At 51.6% G+C, this 21,707-nt stretch carries 17 protein-coding genes, 4 tRNA genes and 1 pseudogene; 19 read left to right on the top strand and 3 right to left on the bottom strand.

Annotation, left to right across the window (positions count from 1 at the left end):
* Positions 1-95: 95 nt before the first annotated feature.
* Positions 96-1,361, bottom strand: a complete 1,266-nt coding sequence (gene rhlB, locus D9597_RS16165; protein ID WP_130209386.1) for an ATP-dependent RNA helicase RhlB — start codon at positions 1,359-1,361, stop codon at positions 96-98.
* Between the two features lie 130 nt (positions 1,362-1,491).
* Here rhlB and trxA point away from each other — a divergent pair, with 130 nt between their 5' ends.
* From trxA to D9597_RS16070, 19 genes are all read left to right on the top strand, one after another.
* Entirely contained in the window at positions 1,492-1,821 is a 330-nt protein-coding gene (gene trxA / locus D9597_RS16160; protein ID WP_064530526.1) for a thioredoxin TrxA, read from the top strand.
* 139 nt (positions 1,822-1,960) lie between these two features.
* Complete coding sequence (gene rhoL / locus D9597_RS16155) at positions 1,961-2,059, top strand: rho operon leader peptide RhoL (RefSeq protein WP_032145636.1); 99 nt, start codon at positions 1,961-1,963, stop codon at positions 2,057-2,059.
* A gap of 87 nt (positions 2,060-2,146) precedes the next feature.
* A complete protein-coding gene (gene rho / locus D9597_RS16150) occupies positions 2,147-3,406 on the top strand; it encodes a transcription termination factor Rho (RefSeq protein WP_001054527.1) in 1,260 nt (419 codons plus the stop codon).
* Between the two features lie 238 nt (positions 3,407-3,644).
* Positions 3,645-4,748, top strand: coding sequence for a UDP-N-acetylglucosamine--undecaprenyl-phosphate N-acetylglucosaminephosphotransferase (gene wecA, locus D9597_RS16145; RefSeq protein WP_130219551.1), 1,104 nt, complete (start codon positions 3,645-3,647; stop codon positions 4,746-4,748).
* Positions 4,749-4,760: 12 nt separating this feature from the next.
* Positions 4,761-5,807 (top strand): ECA polysaccharide chain length modulation protein, encoded by a 1,047-nt coding sequence (gene wzzE / locus D9597_RS16140; RefSeq protein WP_130223409.1) that lies wholly within the window; start codon positions 4,761-4,763, stop codon positions 5,805-5,807.
* 55 nt (positions 5,808-5,862) lie between these two features.
* A complete protein-coding gene (gene wecB, locus D9597_RS16135; RefSeq protein WP_064530529.1) occupies positions 5,863-6,993 on the top strand; it encodes a UDP-N-acetylglucosamine 2-epimerase (non-hydrolyzing) in 1,131 nt (376 codons plus the stop codon).
* Entirely contained in the window at positions 6,990-8,252 is a 1,263-nt protein-coding gene (wecC, locus tag D9597_RS16130; RefSeq protein WP_130223407.1) for a UDP-N-acetyl-D-mannosamine dehydrogenase, read from the top strand. The genes wecB and wecC overlap by 4 nt, the downstream gene beginning before the upstream one ends.
* 40 nt (positions 8,253-8,292) lie before the next feature.
* The gene (gene rffC / locus D9597_RS16125) at positions 8,293-8,967 is read left to right on the top strand and encodes a dTDP-4-amino-4,6-dideoxy-D-galactose acyltransferase (RefSeq protein WP_130223405.1); all 675 of its coding nucleotides are present in this window, start codon (positions 8,293-8,295) and stop codon (positions 8,965-8,967) included.
* Positions 8,968-8,971: 4 nt separating this feature from the next.
* The gene (gene rffA, locus D9597_RS16120) at positions 8,972-10,102 is read left to right on the top strand and encodes a dTDP-4-amino-4,6-dideoxygalactose transaminase (protein WP_130223403.1); all 1,131 of its coding nucleotides are present in this window, start codon (positions 8,972-8,974) and stop codon (positions 10,100-10,102) included.
* 1 nt (position 10,103) lies between these two features.
* Positions 10,104-11,354 (top strand): lipid III flippase WzxE, encoded by a 1,251-nt coding sequence (gene wzxE, locus D9597_RS16115; RefSeq protein ID WP_130223401.1) that lies wholly within the window; start codon positions 10,104-10,106, stop codon positions 11,352-11,354.
* Positions 11,351-12,430, top strand: a complete 1,080-nt coding sequence (gene rffT, locus D9597_RS16110; protein ID WP_130223399.1) for a TDP-N-acetylfucosamine:lipid II N-acetylfucosaminyltransferase — start codon at positions 11,351-11,353, stop codon at positions 12,428-12,430. Before wzxE ends, rffT begins: the two co-directional genes overlap by 4 nt.
* Positions 12,427-13,779 carry an ECA oligosaccharide polymerase gene (gene wzyE / locus D9597_RS16105; RefSeq protein ID WP_130219536.1) on the top strand — a complete coding sequence of 451 codons (1,353 nt, stop codon included), beginning with the start codon at positions 12,427-12,429 and terminating at the stop codon, positions 13,777-13,779. The genes rffT and wzyE overlap by 4 nt, the downstream gene beginning before the upstream one ends.
* 2 nt (positions 13,780-13,781) lie before the next feature.
* Positions 13,782-14,522: a lipopolysaccharide N-acetylmannosaminouronosyltransferase gene (gene wecG / locus D9597_RS16100; RefSeq protein WP_130223397.1), complete on the top strand. Its 741-nt coding sequence runs from the start codon at positions 13,782-13,784 to the stop codon at positions 14,520-14,522.
* Between the two features lie 190 nt (positions 14,523-14,712).
* Positions 14,713-16,098: an amino acid permease gene (locus D9597_RS16095; protein ID WP_130223395.1), complete on the top strand. Its 1,386-nt coding sequence runs from the start codon at positions 14,713-14,715 to the stop codon at positions 16,096-16,098.
* Between the two features lie 102 nt (positions 16,099-16,200).
* Positions 16,201-16,277: transfer RNA gene (locus D9597_RS16090), tRNA-Arg, on the top strand.
* Between the two features lie 58 nt (positions 16,278-16,335).
* Positions 16,336-16,411: transfer RNA gene (locus D9597_RS16085), tRNA-His, on the top strand.
* Between the two features lie 20 nt (positions 16,412-16,431).
* A tRNA-Leu gene (locus tag D9597_RS16080) sits at positions 16,432-16,518 on the top strand.
* Between the two features lie 42 nt (positions 16,519-16,560).
* Positions 16,561-16,637 (top strand) — tRNA-Pro (locus tag D9597_RS16075).
* A gap of 146 nt (positions 16,638-16,783) precedes the next feature.
* Positions 16,784-18,019: an anaerobic sulfatase maturase gene (locus tag D9597_RS16070; protein WP_130223393.1), complete on the top strand. Its 1,236-nt coding sequence runs from the start codon at positions 16,784-16,786 to the stop codon at positions 18,017-18,019.
* A gap of 166 nt (positions 18,020-18,185) precedes the next feature.
* On the opposite strand, the pseudogene aslA reads toward D9597_RS16070, so the two are convergent.
* Both aslA and hemY read right to left on the bottom strand, forming a co-directional pair.
* Positions 18,186-19,830 (bottom strand): annotated as a pseudogene (aslA, locus tag D9597_RS16065) (arylsulfatase AslA).
* 680 nt (positions 19,831-20,510) lie between these two features.
* On the bottom strand, positions 20,511-21,707 hold the full coding sequence (hemY, locus tag D9597_RS16060; RefSeq protein WP_130223391.1) for a protoheme IX biogenesis protein HemY: 1,197 nt from the start codon (positions 21,705-21,707) through the stop codon (positions 20,511-20,513).

Raw genomic sequence — 21,707 nt, 5'->3', positions numbered from 1 at the left:
TTTCACCTGAATCACTTACTACAGTAAGCTCGTCGGGATTCATTCTCTTGCCATCTTGATACAGTTTGAATGATTTTGAGTATGACATTTTTTATTTAACCTGAACGACGACGATTACGCGGAGCGCCAGTACGACGCGGACCATTGCCTGTACGTGGGCGCGTGAGGCGCAGCGGTTTTGGCAGATCGGTCATCAATGCGTCCGGATTGTATTTGCTTACCGGAATTGAGTGACCAATATAGGTCTCAATAGCAGGCAAATTCAATGCATACTCTTCACATGCCAGGCTGATGGAATGACCACTTGCGCCAGCGCGACCTGTACGACCAATACGGTGAACGTAATCTTCACAGTCATCGGGTAAATCGTAGTTAAAGACGTGCGTCACAGCCGGGATATGCAGGCCACGCGCGGCAACATCGGTGGCAACCAGAATATCCAAATCACCACGGGTAAATTCATCAAGAATACGCAGACGTTTTTTCTGCGCTACATCACCCGTTAACAGGCCAACACGATGACCATCTGCCGCCAGGTGACCCCAGATCTCTTCACAACGATGTTTGGTGTTGGCGAAAATAATCGCTCTGTCTGGCCACTCTTCTTCGATCAGCGTTTGCAATAAACGCATCTTTTCTTCGTTAGAAGGGTAGAAAAGTTCTTCTTTAATGCGGTGGCCCGTTTTCTGTTCCGGTTCCACTTCAATATATTCGGCATTGTTCATCTGCTCGAACGCCAGTTCACGTACCCGGTACGAAAGCGTGGCGGAGAACAGCATGTTGAGACGCTGGTTTGCAGGCGGCATACGGCGGAACAGCCAGCGGATATCTTTAATAAAGCCCAGATCGTACATACGATCGGCTTCGTCCAGCACCACTACCTGAATGGCGCCGAGGTTGATGTGGTTCTGTTTGGCGTAGTCGATCAAACGACCCGTGGTGCCAATCAAAATGTCAACGCCGCTTTCCAGCACTTTCAGCTGTTTGTCGTAGCCGTCGCCACCGTAAGCCAGACCCAATTTCAGGCCAGTAGCTTGCGCCAGTGGTTCCGCATCGGCGTGGATCTGCACGGCAAGTTCACGCGTCGGTGCCATAATTAAGGCACGCGGTTGATTCACCTTGCGATCGGCAATCGCGGGATGAGAGAGAAGATAATGAAACGTTGACGTAAGAAACGCCATCGTTTTTCCGGTACCGGTTTGCGCCTGCCCGGCTACGTCACGACCCACCAGCGTTAGCGGAAGGGCCAGTGCCTGAATGGGCGTACAGTTATGAAACCCTTTTTTTTCAAGGGCTTCTACAACTTTCGGATGCAGGGCGAAGTCGGAAAACTTCTGTTCTGTTAAATGTGTTTTGCTCATAGTGTGGTAGAATATCAGCTTACTATTGCTTTACGAAAGCGTATCCGGTGAAATAAAGTCAACCTTTAGTTGGTTAATGTTACACCAACAACGAAACCAACACGCCAGGCTTATTCCTGTGGAGTTATATATGAGCGATAAAATTATTCACCTGACTGACGACAGTTTTGACACGGATGTACTCAAAGCGGACGGGGCGATCCTCGTTGATTTCTGGGCAGAGTGGTGCGGTCCGTGCAAAATGATCGCCCCGATTCTGGATGAAATCGCTGACGAATATCAGGGCAAACTGACTGTTGCAAAACTGAACATCGATCAAAACCCCGGCACTGCGCCGAAATATGGCATCCGTGGTATCCCGACTCTGCTGCTGTTCAAAAACGGCGAATTGGCCGCAACCAAAGTGGGCGCACTGTCTAAAGGTCAGTTGAAAGAGTTCCTCGACGCTAACCTGGCGTAAGGGAATTTCATGTTCGGGTGCCCCGTCGCTAAAAACTGGACGCCCGGCGTGAGTCATGCTAACTTAATGTTGACTTCGTATTAAACATACCTTATTAAGTTTGAATCTTGTAATATCCAACGCTTCCTGTTTTTCTTAAATGCGAAGTGAACAGATTTCTGGCTCGTCACTCAATCCGTCTTGTCGTTTCAGTTCTGCGTACTCTCCTGTGACCAGACAGCGAAAAGACATGAGTTGATGACCGTAAACAGGCATGGATGATCCTGCCATACCATTCACAACATTAAGTTCGAGATTTACCCCAAGTTTAAGAACTCACACCACTATGAATCTTACCGAATTAAAGAATACGCCGGTTTCTGAGCTGATCACTCTCGGCGAAAATATGGGGCTGGAAAACCTGGCTCGTATGCGTAAGCAGGACATTATTTTTGCCATCCTGAAGCAGCACGCAAAGAGTGGCGAAGATATCTTTGGTGATGGCGTACTGGAGATATTGCAGGATGGATTTGGTTTCCTCCGTTCCGCAGACAGCTCCTACCTCGCCGGCCCTGATGACATCTACGTTTCTCCTAGCCAAATCCGCCGTTTCAACCTCCGCACTGGTGATACCATCTCTGGTAAGATTCGCCCGCCGAAAGAAGGTGAACGCTATTTTGCGCTGCTGAAGGTTAACGAAGTTAACTTCGACAAACCAGAAAACGCCCGTAACAAAATCCTCTTTGAGAACTTAACGCCGCTGCACGCAAATTCTCGTCTGCGTATGGAACGTGGTAACGGTTCTACCGAAGATTTAACCGCACGCGTACTGGATCTGGCATCGCCTATCGGTCGTGGGCAACGTGGTCTGATTGTGGCACCGCCAAAAGCGGGTAAAACCATGCTGCTGCAGAACATTGCTCAGAGCATCGCTTACAACCATCCAGACTGCGTACTGATGGTTCTGCTGATTGACGAACGCCCGGAAGAAGTGACCGAGATGCAGCGTCTGGTTAAAGGTGAAGTTGTTGCTTCTACCTTCGACGAACCAGCATCTCGCCACGTTCAGGTTGCGGAAATGGTGATCGAGAAGGCAAAACGCCTCGTTGAGCATAAGAAAGACGTTATTATTCTGCTCGACTCCATCACTCGTCTGGCTCGCGCCTACAACACCGTCGTACCGGCATCCGGTAAAGTGTTGACCGGTGGTGTGGACGCCAACGCCCTGCATCGTCCGAAACGCTTCTTCGGTGCAGCACGTAATGTGGAAGAGGGCGGCAGCCTGACCATCATTGCAACGGCGCTAATCGATACCGGCTCCAAAATGGACGAAGTTATCTACGAAGAGTTTAAAGGTACAGGTAACATGGAACTGCACCTCTCTCGTAAAATCGCTGAAAAACGCGTCTTCCCGGCAATCGACTACAACCGTTCTGGTACTCGTAAAGAAGAGTTGCTTACCACTCAGGAAGAGCTGCAAAAAATGTGGATCCTGCGCAAAATCATTCACCCGATGGGCGAAATCGACGCAATGGAATTCCTCATTAATAAGCTTGCGATGACCAAGACCAATGATGATTTCTTCGAGATGATGAAACGCTCATAAGTTAGTGTTACAGCAAAACGCCACGTGTTTACGTGGCGTTTTGCTTTTATATCTGTAATCTTAGCGGTATACCTGTGATGGTGTGAAAATTCCTGGTTTTTGCGGGTGTTTTATGCGATTTACATATCAATTGGTTGATTTTTGCTCATTTCTGAGAGATTCAGAAAGTAGTTTCCCTTCTGAATAAAGGTCTTCGTGGGTATACTTCAGCTAATAATTTTCTCTGAGAGCATGCATTGTGAATTTACTGACAGTGAGTACTGATCTCATCAGTATTTTTTTATTCACGACACTGTTTCTGTTTTTTGCCCGCAAGGTGGCAAAAAAAGTCGGTTTAGTGGATAAACCTAACTTCCGCAAACGTCACCAGGGATTGATACCGCTCGTTGGGGGTATTTCGGTTTACGCAGGGATTTGCTTCACGTTCGGAATTGTCGATTACTATATTCCACATGCAGCTCTCTACCTGGCTTGTGCCGGTGTCCTTGTGTTCATCGGCGCGCTGGATGACCGTTTTGATATCAGCGTAAAAATCCGCGCTACCATACAAGCTATCATTGGCGTCGTTATGATGGTGTTCGGGAAGCTTTATCTCAGTAGCCTTGGATATATCTTTGGCTCCTGGGAGATGGTGCTCGGACCGTTTGGTTACTTCCTGACTCTGTTTGCTGTCTGGGCTGCGATTAATGCCTTCAACATGGTCGATGGTATTGATGGCTTGCTGGGCGGGTTATCCTGTGTCTCGTTTGCGGCAATCGGTATGATTTTGTGGTTCGACGGGCAAACCAGCCTCGCTATCTGGTGCTTTGCCATGATCGCCGCCATCCTGCCTTATATCATGCTAAACCTTGGTATTCTGGGGCGTCGCTACAAAGTCTTTATGGGCGATGCGGGTAGTACGCTGATTGGTTTTACTGTTATCTGGATCCTGTTGGAAACTACCCAGGGAGCCACACATCCAATCAGCCCGGTGACCGCCTTATGGATCATTGCTATCCCGCTGATGGACATGGTGGCGATTATGTATCGTCGTTTGCGTAAAGGCATGAGTCCATTCTCACCTGACCGACAGCACATTCATCATTTGATCATGCGCGCTGGATTTACTTCTCGTCAGGCGTTTGTGTTGATTACCCTTGCTGCAGCGCTACTCGCTTCTATTGGCGTACTGGCAGAATATTCTCATTTTGTCCCGGAATGGGTCATGCTGGTGCTCTTTTTGCTAGCATTCTTCCTCTATGGCTATTGCATTAAGCGTGCCTGGAAGGTTGCTCGCTTCATCAAACGCGTGAAACGTCGACTGCGCAGAAACCGTGATGGCAGCCCTAATTTAACCAAATAAAATGAGGATGTAATGACGCAACCAATGCCTGGGAAACCAGCCGAAGACGCTGAAAATGAACTGGATATTCGTGGGTTGTTTCGTACCTTGTGGGCTGGGAAGCTGTGGATTATTGGCATGGGGCTGGCGTTTGCCTTAATCGCGTTGGCGTATACTTTTTTTGCGCGTCAGGAGTGGAGTGCGACGGCGATTACCGATCGTCCAACCGTGAATATGCTGGGCGGGTACTACTCGCAGCAGCAATTTTTGCGTAACCTGGATGTTCGTTCAAATATGGCCCCTGCCGACCAACAATCGGTTATGGATGAAGCCTATAAAGAGTTTGTTATGCAACTGGCATCGTGGGATACCCGCCGCGATTTCTGGTTGCAGACTGACTATTACAAACAGCGGATGGTCGGTAACAGTAAAGCCGATGCGGCTCTGCTGGATGAAATGATCAACAACATCCTGTTTATTCCTGGTGATTTCGCCCGCGCGGTCAATGACAGCGTTAAGCTGGTTGCCGAAACCGCCCCCGATGCTAATAACCTGCTTCGTCAATATGTTGCTTTTGCCAGCCAGCGTGCAGCCAGCCATCTGAATGATGAGCTGAAAGGCGCATGGGCGGCGCGCACTATTCAGATGAAGGCTCAGGTGAAGCGTCAGGAAGAAGTGGCTAAGTCCATCTACGACCGCCGGATGAACAGTATTGAACAGGCACTTAAAATCGCCGAGCAACACAATATTTCTCGCAGTGCGACAGACGTGCCAGCCGAGGAATTACCTGATTCAGAAATGTTCCTGTTAGGGCGCCCGATGCTCCAGGCGCGACTGGAAAATTTACAGGCTGTCGGCCCAGCCTTTGATCTCGACTATGATCAGAATCGGGCCATGTTAAACACCCTTAATGTTGGTCCAACCCTGGATCCGCGTTTTCAGACCTATCGCTATTTGCGTACACCGGAAGAACCGGTAAAACGCGATAGCCCACGTCGTGCCTTCCTGATGATTATGTGGGGCATTGTCGGGGGGCTGATCGGGGCTGGTGTCGCATTAACCCGCCGTTGCTCGAAATAGCAACACAGCTGTGGTGAGCGCAAAGGCGCTCGCCGCTTATTCGAAGAGAATCGATGTGAAAGTACTGACTGTATTTGGTACGCGCCCGGAAGCCATCAAGATGGCGCCGTTGGTGCATGCGTTGGCAAAAGATCCTTTTTTTGAGGCTAAAGTTTGCGTCACTGCGCAGCATCGGGAGATGCTCGATCAGGTGCTGAAACTCTTTTCCATTGTACCTGACTACGATCTCAACATAATGCAGCCAGGACAGGGCCTGACAGAGATAACCTGTCGGATTCTGGAAGGACTAAAACCTATTCTTGCCGAGTTCAAACCAGACGTTGTGCTGGTTCACGGTGATACTACCACCACACTGGCAACCAGCCTGGCAGCGTTTTATCAGCGAATTCCTGTTGGTCACGTTGAGGCCGGACTGCGCACGGGCGATCTCTATTCGCCATGGCCGGAAGAGGCTAACCGTACATTGACCGGGCATCTGGCGATGTACCATTTCTCACCAACTGAAACTTCCCGGCAAAATTTGCTGCGTGAAAACGTCGCTGACAGCCGAATATTTATTACCGGTAATACAGTAATTGATGCACTGCTGTGGGTGCGCGACCAGGTAATGAGCAGCGATACGCTGCGTTCAGAACTGGCGGCAAATTACCCGTTTATCGACCCCGATAAAAAGATGATTCTGGTGACCGGTCACAGGCGTGAGAGCTTTGGTCGTGGCTTTGAAGAAATCTGCCATGCGCTGGCTGAAATTGCTACCACTCATCAGGACATCCAGATTGTTTATCCGGTACACCTTAACCCGAATGTCAGAGAGCCGGTCAATCGCATTCTGGGACATGTGAAAAATGTCATTTTGATTGATCCTCAGGAGTATTTACCGTTTGTCTGGTTGATGAACCACGCCTGGTTGATTTTGACTGACTCTGGCGGCATTCAGGAAGAAGCACCTTCTCTGGGTAAACCGGTGCTGGTGATGCGCGATACCACCGAACGCCCAGAAGCGGTGACCGCAGGTACGGTACGTCTGGTGGGGACGGATAAGCAACGGATCGTCGAGGAAGTGACGCGTCTTTTAGAAGACGAAGATGAATATCAAACTATGAGCCGAGCCCATAACCCGTATGGTGATGGTCAGGCATGCTCTCGCATTTTGGAAGCGTTAAAAAATAATCGGATATCACTATGAGTTTTGCGACCATTTCTGTTATCGGACTAGGTTATATCGGGCTGCCAACGGCGGCTGCGTTTGCCTCACGGCAAAAACAGGTGATTGGTGTTGATATCAACCAACAAGCGGTTGATACCATCAATCGTGGCGAAATCCATATCGTCGAACCTGATTTAGCGAGCGTGGTAAAAACTGCCGTAGAAGGTGGTTTTTTACGAGCGAGTACGACGCCGGTTGAGGCTGATGCCTGGCTGATTGCTGTCCCAACGCCATTTAAAGGCGATCATGAGCCGGATATGGCCTACGTCGAATCGGCTGCCCGCTCCATTGCGCCGGTGCTGAAAAAAGGCGCGTTGGTGATCCTTGAATCCACCTCGCCAGTGGGCTCAACCGAGAAGATGGCAGAATGGTTAGCAGAGATGCGTCCGGACCTGACTTTCCCGCAGCAGGTGGGTGAGCAGGCGGACGTCAATATTGCTTATTGCCCGGAACGCGTGTTGCCGGGCCAGGTGATGGTCGAGCTGATTAAAAATGATCGCGTCATTGGCGGCATGACGCCAGTTTGCTCGGCGCGCGCCAGCGAACTGTACAAAATTTTCCTCGAAGGTGAGTGTGTCGTCACTAACTCGCGGACGGCGGAAATGTGTAAGCTCACCGAAAACAGCTTCCGCGACGTGAATATTGCTTTTGCTAACGAACTGTCGCTGATTTGTGTCGAGCAAGGAATTAACGTCTGGGAACTGATTCGTCTGGCGAATCGCCATCCACGAGTCAATATTCTCCAGCCTGGTCCGGGCGTGGGCGGTCACTGTATCGCTGTTGATCCGTGGTTTATCGTGGCACAGAACCCGCAGCAGGCGCGGCTTATCCGTACCGCGCGCGAAGTGAATGATTACAAGCCTTTCTGGGTTATCGATCAGGTGAAAGCGGCGGTCGCTGATTGTCTGGCTGCCACTGATAAACGCGCCAGCGAGCTGAAAATTGCCTGCTTTGGTCTGGCGTTTAAACCGAATATTGATGACCTGCGCGAAAGCCCGGCGATGGAAATCGCTGAACTGATCGCCCAGTGGCACAGCGGCGAAACGCTGGTTGTTGAGCCTAACATCCACCAGTTGCCGAAAAAACTGACCGGGCTTTGCACGCTGGCGCAGCTTGACGAGGCGCTGGCGACGGCAGATGTGCTGGTGATGCTGGTAGATCACAGCCAGTTTAAAGCCATTAGCGGCGATGATGTACAGCAGCTGTATGTGGTGGATACCAAAGGAGTCTGGCGCTGATACTGATTACAGTAAAAGACTGTGTTGAGGGAGATAGAGAATGCCCGTCCGCGCCAGTATTGAACCACTAACCTGGGAAAACGCCTTCTTTGGCGTTAACAGCGCCATCGTGCGCATTAGTCCTGATGCACCGCTCCTGACACCAGACGTTTTGGTGCCGTGGTCACGGGTGCAGGCCAAAATTGCCGCATCCAATACCGATGAACTGGATGCTCTGCAACAGCTGGGATTCTCACTGGTAGAAGGGGAAGTGGATTTGGCTCTCCCCGTGATCAACGTCAGTGAAAGCCATGCGGAAGTGGCTCAGGAATCAGATATTCCAGTACTACGCCAGTTAGCCCGTGAAGCATTCGCGCAAAGCCGTTTTCGTGCGCCGTGGTATGCGCCTGACGCCAGCGGTCGCTTTTATGCGCAGTGGATTGAAAATGCCGTGCGCGGCACCTTTGATCATCAATGCCTGGTTTTACGCGCGGCTTCTGGCGAGATTCGCGGCTATGTTTCTCTGCGAGAGTTGAATACCACTGACGCGCGCATTGGTTTACTGGCAGGACGCGGAGCAGGTGCACACCTGATGCAAGCAGCGCTAAACTGGGCGTATGCTCGCGGTAAAATAACATTGCGGGTGGCGACCCAGATGGGCAACACCGCCGCGCTTAAACGATACATACAAAGTGGTGCGAATATAGAAAGCACCGCGTACTGGTTATACAGGTGATCACATGATTCCATTTAACGCACCGCCGGTGGTGGGAACCGAACTCGACTATATGCAGTCGGCAATGGGTAGCGGCAAACTGTGTGGCGATGGCGGTTTTACCCGTCGCTGCCAGCAGTGGCTGGAGCAACGTTTTGGCAGCGCCAAAGTGTTACTGACGCCGTCCTGCACCGCTTCGCTGGAGATGGCGGCGTTGCTGCTCGATATCCAGCCTGGCGATGAAGTGATCATGCCGAGCTACACCTTTGTCTCCACCGCCAATGCCTTTGTGTTACGTGGAGCAAAAATTGTTTTTGTTGATGTTCGCCCGGACACCATGAACATCGACGAAACGCTGATTGAAGCGGCGATCACCGACAAAACACGCGTTATCGTTCCGGTCCATTACGCGGGCGTGGCCTGTGAAATGGACACCATTATGGCGTTGGCGAAAAAGCATAACTTGTTTGTGGTGGAAGATGCCGCTCAGGGCGTGATGTCCACTTACAAAGGGCGTGCGCTGGGAACCATTGGCCATATTGGCTGCTTTAGCTTCCATGAAACCAAAAATTACACGGCGGGTGGTGAAGGCGGGGCGACGCTGATTAACGATAAAGCGTTGATTGAACGTGCCGAGATCATTCGCGAAAAAGGGACTAACCGCAGCCAGTTCTTCCGTGGTCAGGTTGATAAATATACCTGGCGCGATATCGGCTCCAGCTATTTGATGTCCGATCTGCAAGCTGCGTATCTGTGGGCGCAACTGGAAGCAGCCGAACGCATCAACCAGCAACGTCTGGCGCTGTGGCAAAACTACTTCGATGCGTTAGCACCTCTGGCGGAAGCCGGGCGTATCGAGCTGCCGTCGATTCCGGATGACTGCGTGCAGAACGCGCATATGTTCTACATCAAGCTGCGGGATATTGATGACCGGAGCGCGTTGATTAGCTTCCTGAAGGAAGCGGAAATCATGGCGGTGTTCCATTACATTCCGCTGCACGCAAGCCCTGCGGGGGAACGCTTTGGTGAGTTTCATGGTGAAGATCGCTACACCACCAAAGAGAGCGAGCGCCTGCTGCGCCTGCCGCTGTTCTACAACCTGTCGTCCGTCAATCAGCGCACGGTAATTGCGACCTTGTTGAACTACTTCTCCTGATATGTCACTGGCAAAAGCGTCCTTGTGGACGGCGGCCAGTACACTGGTCAAGATTGGCGCTGGGTTACTGGTTGGTAAATTACTGGCGGTGTCATTTGGTCCGGCAGGACTAGGGCTGGCGGCAAATTTCCGCCAGTTGATTACCGTGCTCGGCGTGCTTGCCGGGGCGGGTATCTTTAATGGTGTAACCAAATACGTTGCCCAGTACCATGATAATCCGCAGCAGCTGCGCCGTGTGGTCGGCACTTCATCAGCGATGGTGCTTGGCTTCTCCACGCTGATGGCGCTGGTCTTTGTGCTGGCGGCTGCGCCAATCAGCCAGGGATTGTTTGGTAATACCGACTATCAGAGGCTGGTGCGTTTAGTGGCGCTGGTGCAAATGGGGATCGCCTGGGGCAACCTGTTGCTGGCGCTAATGAAAGGCTTTCGCGATGCCGCGGGTAATGCGTTATCGCTGATTGTCGGCAGCCTGATTGGCGTTATCGCTTATTATGTCAGTTACCGTTTTGGCGGTTATGAAGGCGCGTTGCTTGGTCTGGCGCTGATTCCCGCGCTGGTGGTAATGCCTGCCGCTGTCATGTTAATTAAGCGTGGCGCTGTCCCGTTAAGCTATCTAAAACCCAGCTGGGATAACGGTCTGGCAGGGCAGTTGAGCAAATTTACGCTCATGGCGTTGATTACGTCGGTGACCTTGCCCGTTGCGTACATCATGATGCGTAAACTGCTGGCGGCGCAGTATAGCTGGGATGAAGTGGGGATCTGGCAAGGGGTGAGCAGTATTTCCGACGCCTACCTGCAATTTATTACCGCATCGTTCAGTGTATATTTACTGCCCACGTTGTCGCGGCTAACGGAAAAACGCGATATCACCCGGGAAGTGGTGAAGTCGCTGAAATTTGTTTTACCGGCCGTGGCAGCAGCGAGTTTCACCGTCTGGCTACTGCGTGATTTTGCCATCTGGCTACTGTTGTCGAATAAATTTACCGCCATGCGGGATCTCTTTGCCTGGCAGTTGGTCGGCGATGTGTTGAAAGTGGGCGCCTATGTCTTTGGTTATCTGGTGATCGCCAAAGCGTCGCTGCGGTTTTATATTCTGGCGGAAGTCAGCCAGTTCACTTTATTGATGGTATTTGCCCACTGGTTGATCCCCGCGCATGGTGCCCTGGGTGCGGCGCAGGCCTACATGGCAACTTATATCGTCTATTTTTCTCTTTGTTGTGGCGTGTTTTTACTCTGGCGTAGGCGGGCATGACTGTACTGATTCACGTACTGGGATCGGATATCCCTCACCATAACCAAACCGTTCTGCGGTTTTTCAATGACGCGCTGGCCGCGACGAGCGAGCACGCGCGCGAGTTTATGGTTGCTGGCAAGGACGACGGCTTAAGTGATAGCTGTCCGGCGCTTTCTGTGCAATTTTTCCCTGGGAAAAAATCGCTGGCGGAAGCGGTCATCGCGAAAGCAAAAGCTAACCGTCAGCAGCGGTTTTTCTTCCACGGTCAGTTCAATCCAAAGCTGTGGCTGGCGCTGCTTAGTGGCGGAATCAAGCCCAGCCAGTTTTACTGGCATATCTGGGGGGCAGATCTGTATGAGCTTTCCAGTGGCTTGAGATATAAACTCTTTTATCCTCTGCGCCGACTGGCACAAAAGCGTGTGGGCTGTGTGTTTGCCACTCGGGGAGACTTGAGCTTTTTTGCCAAAACGCATCCAAAGGTGCGGGGCGAACTGATTTACTTCCCAACCCGGATGGACCCTTCTCTCAATACAATGGCGAACGATCGGCAACGTGAAGGGAAAATGACCATTTTGGTAGGGAACTCCGGCGATCGCAGCAATAAGCATATCGCCGCTTTGCGTGCTGTTCATCAGCAGTTTGGCGATACGGTAAAAGTGGTTGTACCGATGGGCTATCCGCCTAATAACGAAGCGTATATCGACGAGGTTCGTCAGGCGGGGCTCGAGTTATTCAGCGAAGAAAATCTGCAAGTTCTGAGCGAAAAACTGGAATTTGACGCCTATCTGGCGCTACTTCGCCAGTGCGATCTCGGCTACTTTATTTTTGCCCGCCAGCAGGGCATTGGTACGCTGTGCTTGCTGATTCAGGCGGGCATTCCTTGTGTGCTTAACCGGGAAAATCCGTTCTGGCAGGATATGACAGAACAGCATTTGCCGGTGCTGTTTACCACTGACGATCTCAATGAAGATATTGTGCGTGAAGCGCAGCGCCAGTTGGCGTCGGTGGATAAAAACAACATTGCCTTCTTTAGTCCGAACTATCTGCAAGGCTGGCAGCGGGCGCTGGCTATTGCCACCGGGGAGGTCGCATGAGCCTGCTGCAATTCAGCGGTCTTTTTGTTGTCTGGCTGCTCTGCACGCTGTTTATCGCCACGCTGACATGGTTTGAGTTTCGCCGCGTGCGCTTTAACTTCAATGTCTTCTTTTCATTGCTGTTTTTGCTGACCTTTTTCTTCGGCTTCCCGCTGACCAGCTTGCTGGTGTTTCGCTTTGATGTTGCCGTGGTGCCGCCAGAGATCTTGTTGCAGGCGTTACTTTCTGCGGGGGGATTTTACGCAGTTTACTACGTCACTTACAAAACACGTTTACGCAAACGCGTTGCCGATGCACCGCGCCGTCCAGTGTTTACCATGAACCGCGTAGAAACCAATCTCACGTGGGTGATTCTGATGGGCATCGCGCTGGTGAGCGTTGGCATCTTTTTCATGCATAACGGTTTTTTGCTGTTCCGGCTTAACTCCTACAGCCAGATCTTCTCCAGCGAAGTCTCCGGCGTGGCGTTAAAGCGTTTCTTTTACTTTTTCATCCCGGCAATGTTAGTGGTCTACTTTCTGCGCCAGGACAGCAAAGCGTGGTTGTTTTTCCTCGTCAGCACGGTTGCCTTCGGTTTGCTGACTTACATGATTGTCGGCGGCACTCGCGCCAATATCATTATCGCGTTTGCTATCTTCCTGTTTATCGGCATTATTCGCGGCTGGATTTCGTTGTGGATGCTGGCGGCGGCGGGCGTGCTGGGGATTGTTGGCATGTTCTGGCTGGCGCTAAAACGCTATGGAATGAGCGTCAGCGGCGATGAGGCGTTCTATACGTTTCTCTATCTCACCCGCGACACCTTCTCGCCGTGGGAGAATCTGGCGCTGCTGTTGCAGAACTACGACAACATTGACTTCCAGGGCCTGGCTCCAATTGTCCGCGATTTCTATGTCTTTATCCCTTCCTGGCTGTGGCCGGGGCGTCCGAGTATGGTGCTGAACTCCGCCAACTACTTTACCTGGGAAGTGCTGAATAACCACTCCGGACTGGCGATCTCGCCTACGCTTATAGGCTCACTGGTTGTTATGGGCGGTGCGTTGTTCATCCCGCTTGGGGCGATTGTGGTTGGTCTGATCATCAAGTGGTTCGACTGGTTGTATGAGCTGGGCAACCGCGAAACTAATCGCTATAAGGCTGCGATTCTCCACAGTTTCTGCTTCGGGGCGATCTTCAATATGATCGTGCTGGCGCGCGAAGGGTTGGATTCGTTTGTCTCGCGTGTCGTCTTTTTTATCGTGGTCTTCGGCGCAAGCCTGATGATTGCAAAACTGCTGTACTGGCTTTTTGATAGCGCCGGACTCGTTCATAAACGAATAAAATCATCGCTCCGGACGCAGGTTGAAGGATAACAATGAATAACAACACCACGGCACCGACCTATACGCTGCGTGGCTTACAGTTGATCGGTTGGCGTGATATGCAGCATGCCCTCGATTATCTGTTCGCTGACGGGCAGCTTAAGCAGGGAACGCTGGTTGCCATTAATGCCGAAAAAATGCTGACCATTGAAGATAACGCCGAGGTCAGGGAGTTAATTAACGCTGCCGAATTTAAATATGCCGATGGCATTAGCGTTGTGCGGTCGGTGCGTAAAAAGTACCCGCAGGCACAGGTTTCCCGCGTTGCCGGTGCCGATCTCTGGGAAGAAGTAATGGCGCGCGCTGGCAAGGAAGGGACGCCGGTATTTCTTGTGGGCGGTAAACCTGATGTGCTGGCGCAGACCGAAGCTAAACTGCGCGACCAGTGGAATGTGAATATCGTTGGCAGCCAGGACGGTTATTTCAAGCCTGAGCAGCGTCAGGCGCTGTTTGAGCGTATTCACGCCAGTGGTGCGCAAATCGTCACTGTCGCAATGGGGTCACCAAAGCAGGAGATCTTCATGCGCGACTGCCGCCTGGTGCATCCAGATGCGCTGTATATGGGCGTTGGCGGGACTTATGATGTTTTCACCGGTCACGTAAAACGCGCGCCGAAAATCTGGCAAACGCTGGGACTGGAGTGGCTTTATAGACTGCTTTCGCAGCCGAGTCGCATTAAGCGCCAGCTTCGTTTGCTGCGTTATTTACGCTGGCATTACACCGGCGATCTCTGATTTTCCTCTCTCTGTAAAGCGACGGAGTGGTCACTTCGTCGCCTGCCTGTCTTTTTATTACACAAAGCATTCAAATTTTTAATGCTTTATTTGCCATTTCTCCTGAATTACGAAAACATTCGCAACACTCGATGTACCCATAACGATAACCGGTAACACCGGAAAGCATGCAAACACAACACGAGGATTTATGGCAGATAACAAACCAGAGCTACAGCGTGGGCTGGAAGCTCGACATATCGAACTCATCGCCCTGGGGGGCACCATTGGCGTCGGCCTGTTTATGGGGGCCGCCAGTACCCTGAAATGGGCCGGGCCATCCGTATTGTTGGCCTATATCATCGCCGGGCTGTTCGTCTTTTTCATCATGCGTTCAATGGGCGAAATGTTGTTCCTCGAACCGGTTACCGGTTCGTTCGCCGTTTATGCGCATCGTTACATGAGCCCGTTCTTTGGCTATCTCACTGCCTGGTCTTACTGGTTTATGTGGATGGCTGTGGGGATCTCAGAAATCACCGCCATTGGCGTTTATGTCCAGTTCTGGTTCCCGGAGATGGCGCAGTGGATACCCGCATTGATCGCGGTGGCGCTGGTGGCACTGGCGAATCTGGCAGCGGTGCGGTTGTACGGTGAAATCGAGTTCTGGTTCGCGATGATCAAAGTCACCACGATTATCGTGATGATTGTCATTGGCCTGGGCGTGATTTTCTTTGGCTTTGGCAATGGTGGGCAGTCGATTGGTTTTAGCAATCTCACAGAGCATGGCGGTTTCTTTGCGGGTGGCTGGAAAGGGTTCCTGACCGCTCTGTGTATTGTGGTGGCGTCCTACCAGGGTGTGGAGCTGATTGGCATCACCGCTGGTGAAGCGAAGAATCCGCAGGTGACGCTGCGCAGTGCCGTAGGCAAGGTGCTGTGGCGAATCCTGATTTTCTACGTAGGCGCGATTTTCGTTATCGTCACCATCTTCCCGTGGAATGAAATTGGCAGCAACGGCAGCCCGTTCGTACTGACTTTCGCCAAAATCGGCATTACCGCAGCGGCGGGCATTATCAACTTTGTGGTGCTGACGGCTGCGCTCTCTGGCTGTAACAGCGGCATGTACAGTTGCGGACGTATGCTCTACGCGCTGGCGAAAAACCGTCAGTTACCGGCGGTGATGGCGAAAGTTTCCCGTCACGGTGTGCCGGTTGCAGGCGTGGCGGTATCTATTGCTATCCTGCTAATTGGCTCATGCCTGAACTATATCATCCCTAACCCACAGCGCGTGTTTGTCTACGTCTACAGTGCCAGCGTGCTTCCGGGCATGGTGCCGTGGTTTGTGATTTTGATAAGCCAGCTGCGTTTTCGTCGTGCACACAAAGCGGCGATTGCCAGCCATCCGTTCCGCTCAATCCTGTTCCCGTGGGCTAACTACGTAACAATGGCATTCCTGATTTGCGTTTTGATCGGTATGTACTTTAATGAAGATACCCGTATGTCGCTGTTTGTCGGCATCATCTTCATGCTGGCGGTGACGGCGATTTATAAAGTTTTTGGCCTTAATCGCCACGGTAAAGCGCATAAACTGGAGAAATAATCAGCAAAGCGCGCAAACCGTAACCAAACGCGCATTTTATTTAAAAAGGGACTAGACAGAGGGGTGGGAAGTCCGTATTATCCACCCCCGCAACGGCGCTAAGCGCCCGTAGCTCAGCTGGATAGAGCGCTGCCCTCCGGAGGCAGAGGTCTCAGGTTCGAATCCTGTCGGGCGCGCCATTTAGTCCCGGCGCTTGAGCTGCGGTGGTAGTAATACCGCGTAACAAGATTTGTAGTGGTGGCTATAGCTCAGTTGGTAGAGCCCTGGATTGTGATTCCAGTTGTCGTGGGTTCGAATCCCATTAGCCACCCCATTATTAGAAGTTGTGACAATGCGAAGGTGGCGGAATTGGTAGACGCGCTAGCTTCAGGTGTTAGTGTTCTTACGGACGTGGGGGTTCAAGTCCCCCCCCTCGCACCACGACTTTAAAGAATTGAACTAAAAATTCAAAAAGCAGTATTTCGGCGAGTAGCGCAGCTTGGTAGCGCAACTGGTTTGGGACCAGTGGGTCGGAGGTTCGAATCCTCTCTCGCCGACCAATTTTGAACCCCGCTTCGGCGGGGTTTTTTGTTTTCTGTGCATTTCGTCACTCTCCCTTCGCAATAAACGCCCGTGGTAACTCATTGCCCCACGGTATGATTTCGCCCTTAACGTATTGAAGGATGACTTCAGGCAAGGAGCGACCATGCTGCAACAGGTTCCAACGCGTGCGTTTCACGTGATGGCGAAACCGAGCGGTTCCGATTGTAATCTGAACTGTGACTACTGTTTTTATCTCGAAAAACAATCCCTTTATCGCGAAAAGCCAGTCACGCATATGGACGATGACACGCTGGAAGCGTATATCCGTCACTATATTGCCGCCAGCGAACCGCAAAACGAAGTCGCTTTTACCTGGCAGGGCGGTGAGCCAACGCTGTTGGGGCTGGAGTTTTACCGCCGTGCCGTGGCGCTGCAGGCAAAATATGGTGCGGGAAGGCAGGTCAGTAACAGCTTCCAGACCAACGGCGTGCTGCTGGATGATGAATGGTGCGCGTTTTTGGCAGAAAATCATTTTCTTGTTGGGTTATCGCTGGATGGTCCGGCTGAGATCCACAATCAATATCGCGTGACCAAAGGCGGCAGACCAACGCATAAGCTGGTGATGCGTGCCCTGACGCTGCTGCAAAAGCATCATGTCGACTATAACGTGCTGGTCTGCGTTAACCGCACCAGCGCGTTACAACCTTTGCAGGTCTATGATTTTCTGCGTGATGCGGGCGTGGAGTTCATCCAGTTTATTCCGGTAGTGGAGCGTCTGGCTGATGAAATAGCTGCCCGCGATGGACTGAAACTACATGCTCCCGGCGATATTCAGGGCTACCTGACGGAATGGTCGGTGCGCCCCGATGAATTTGGTGAATTTCTGGTGGCGATATTCGACCGCTGGATCAAACGCGACGTCGGCAAGATTTTCGTGATGAATATCGAATGGGCGTTTGCCAATTTTGTTGGTGCGCCGGGTGCGGTTTGCCATCATCAGCCAACCTGTGGGCGCTCGGTGGTTGTTGAGCACAACGGCGACGTTTACGCCTGCGATCACTATGTTTATCCGCAATATCGGCTGGGGAATATGCATCAGCAGACCATCGCAGAAATGGTAGATTCTCCGCAGCAGCAGGCTTTTGGTGAAAATAAATTTAAGCAGTTACCGGCGCAGTGTCGCAGTTGTAACGTGTTAAAAGCATGTTGGGGAGGCTGCCCGAAACACCGCTTCATGCTCGATGCCAGCGGCAAACCGGGACTGAATTATTTGTGTGCCGGATATCAGCGTTATTTCCGCCATCTACCGCCATATCTTAAAGCAATGGCTGATTTGCTGGCGCACGGTCGCCCGGCCAGCGACATTATGCAGGCACATTTGCTGGTGGTGAGTAAGTAGAAATCGGCGGCCGCCTGCGGTTGATTGCCGGATGCGATGCTGACCGCATCTTATCCGGCCTACAGAACGTTACAATTTATTGAATTTGCAAGGCTTGTAGGCCGGATAAGGCGTTCACGCCGCATCCGGCAAGGTCAGTATGGCCCGATGTAGCGATATCGCCGGCTTAATCAGATTTAATCTGCGCGCGTGGTGGATATTTTTTCAGGATCTCCATATACGCGTGCATTTCGGTTTGCAGTGGTACACCCATCGGAATATGGCGCACGCCGATGGAGTCGCTTTCCTGCGGATCGGTGTAGAGGTTAAACACCGACGATCCGGCCGTTTGCATTACTGTGCCGGTGAACCCACCCTGATACCCGCTCTGGGTATAAGCGTATGGCTGCTGAATCAGCACATGGTATTTGAACTCATCCATACGTACAGAAGAGAGTTTGCCGTTGAGGAAGTAGTGCTCGGCCTTACGGTTAGACTGGCCGTTTGTTCCCAGGAAGAAAGATGTCTGGTCTACACCATCGATAAAGGTGGTTTTCGGCACTAAATTCGCCACTTTCGCCCCAGGATGCCCCGCCAGATCCAGTGCTGTTGGGAAGAGATCTGCCAGATCGACAATACCGTCAGATTTACGCGGTTGGATCATGCCTTTCCAGTACACGAAAGTCGGAACGCGAACGCCGCCTTCCCAGGTAGATCCTTTCGCACCACGGAACGGTGTGCGGCCGTGCGGAGGCACTTCGGCTTCCGGACCGTTATCGGAGGTGAAGACAATAAGCGTGTTATCCAGCTGACCGTTTTTCTCCAGCGTTTTGTAGAGATTAGCGAACACATCGTTCATCTCTACCATGCAGTCACCATACGAGGTGCGTGCCGGAGAGCTACCCGCATATTTGGCGTTCGGGTAGTTATCGAAGTGGCAGCCGCGAGTGCCATAATAGAGGAAGAAAGGTTTATCACTCTTCGCCATCTTGTTGAGGAACTTAACGCCATATTCCATCCAGCGTTGATCCAGGTCTTCCATATATTTCGGCGTAATGTCAGCAATGGCCTCCTGTTCGCCGCCGCGTACAGCATGAACATCATCTTTGCTAAATGGTAATTGCTTGATGTATTCAGAACGGTCCGGGCTCAGGGCGACTTCCGGGTTAACGTGAACATCGCGCCATTCGGTATACATATCGGACACTGAGTTGAAGCCACGGAAATCATCAAAGCCGACGTTCTGCGGCTGCGACTCTTTATTTTCCCCCATATGCCATTTCCCGATAGCCTGGGTGACGTAACCTTGGTCGTGCAGCAATTGCGGCAGGGTGGTTAACCCTTGCAGCCCGCCTGGTTGCCCGTACATCGGCGGCATTAGAATGCCGTGGTGGATGGAGTATTGCCCGGTGAGAATGGTGGCGCGGGTAGGGGAAGAACTCGGTTGAGAATACGCAGAGGTTAAAATCAGCCCCTGGCTGGCAACGGCGTCAATATCTGGCGTTGGGTTACCTACCGCCACGCCACCGCCATTAAAGCCGACATCCATCCAGCCCACGTCATCCAGTAAGAAAACAACCACGTTCGGCTTCTTACCGGTCTTTTTCTCTAATTCCGCCAGCTTCTGCTGAGTTTCTTTATCCTGTGCCGGATGCTGCATCACAGGCATCATATTATCGTGCAGGTTTAACCAAGTACTGGTTAGGGTGATCATACCCGGCGTAGCCTTCGCGCGCGGTAGCGGTTGACGGGGTATCTGCAGCACTGGCCAGCAAAGGAATAGCGGTGGCGACTGCGACCACCAGTAGTTTGGGTGAAAACGAAATTTCCATGCAAAACGCTCCGGTTTCATGTCATTAAATGGATGACATAATTAAGCATTGATAATTGAGGTCCCTCTCCCTGATAAAATGGGGTTATAAATAATTATGATGAAAATATATTATTTATTTGCCATGAGGATGAATCGAAAGATCAGGAGAGCGTTTTCAATCCTACCCTTGGTGCGGGGCATATGTAAGGCAGGTTTATTGTATGGTGTTGATTATTGATGCTGTTTTTGATTAGAAGTGTAATTAATATATATTGGTTATTGAATATTTTTAACAATTCACAGTATTTATAATTAAAGAGAGTAAGGTTCTGGATGATATTTTCTCAGGTAATTATTGCGAACGAAAGAAACCTGGATTGCAGAATTTTCTCATAACAAGTATTAAAGGATGTTATTTCCCGGGCCTGTGTGGCATAATAATTGGGTAGATGCTCATTCCATCTCTTATGTTCGCCTTAGTGCCTCATAAACTTAGGAATGACGCAGAGCCGTTTACGGTGCTTATCGTCCACTGACAGATGTCGCTTATGCCTCATCAGATACCATGGACACAACGTTGAGTGAAGCACCCACTTGTTGTCATACAGACCTGTTTTAACGCCTGCTCCGTAATAAGAGCAGGTGTTTTTTTATGTATCAGAAAGGCCCCGGAGGTGCTTGCCTCCGGGTTAGAAAGAACTATTGCGGCGGGTTGTTCTGCAACGTCAACATCAAACCGTCGCGGCGCATCGATGCGGCTTCTTCCGGTTTGTGCAGTCTGTCCAGCGCGTCGGCAAGCCATGCGTAATCGTAGGCGTCCGGGCGTTGTTTCAGTGCCGCGCGGAAGGCGAGGGATGCTTCCTGCCATTCGCCGTGCTTCATCAGTGACTGGCCCAATGTGCTCCACAACAGCGGGCGATCGCCGACGTTTTTGATTTGCTGGCGTAGCACTTTTTCAAGCTGTTCCGGATTGTTGGTTTTCAGTCGTGGAATAGGCAGCAGTAGGCGATCGTCATACTGGCGTTTCAGGCCGTCGATGATGATTTGCTGGGCAGTATCATGATCGTCACACTCAATAAGATGTTCCGCCATTGCCACCTGCAACGCCACTTGATGACGCGTTTTCCGGCTTTGGTTTTTCCACCAGTTACGCAGACCTTCGCTGCCGTCATCGGCCCGTGCCTGATTCATCAGGCCAATCCATGCCTGTTGTTCGAGCATTGCGCGATGTTCTTCGTCACCAACGTGGGCTTTCGCCATTGACGGGATGATGTCCAGTAATGAGCTCCACGCGCCGGTACGGATATACGCCTGTTCCGCCAGACGCAGCACTTCCGGATGGCGTGGTGTGACTTCGAGTAACTTATCCACGCCGTGGCGTGCAGCATGGTTTTCATTACGCGCCAGTTGCAGGCGAACGCGGGCGATTTCCACCGGAATGGTGTCGTTACCCGCCAGTTCCGCTGCGCGTTCCAGATGCTGATTGGCGCGCGCTTCATCCCCTCGTTGCTGTGCGGCTTCGGCAGCCAGCAGGTAGTTCACCACCGGCTGTTCAGCGTGATCGGCATTTTTTGACATCAGCTTTTCAACTTGCTGATAATCGCCTTCCGCCAGTTTTAGCAGCGCTTGTTCTGTCTGCTTACGTGCGCGGCGACGCTTACGTCCGATAAACCAACCCCGGGTGTGCGCGCCGGTGCGGAAGATCCGCCGCAGTAGCCACTCAATGGCAAACAGCACGACCATCGCCAGAATCAAAATGATCGCCAGGCCAGTCACGCTGGTTTCGATATTGTAGTTGTCGGTCTGGATCAGTACGTAACCCTGATGACCGGCAATCATCGGGCCGACCACGATCCCCGCAATCAGCAACACAAAGAGCAATAACACTTTTAGCAT

It is taken from the genome of Escherichia sp. E13S3, assembly GCF_004212325.1.
GTDB lineage: Bacteria > Pseudomonadota > Gammaproteobacteria > Enterobacterales > Enterobacteriaceae > Escherichia.
Note: the sequence above shows the minus strand (reverse complement) of the source record. Positions and strands in the feature narration are given on the sequence as shown.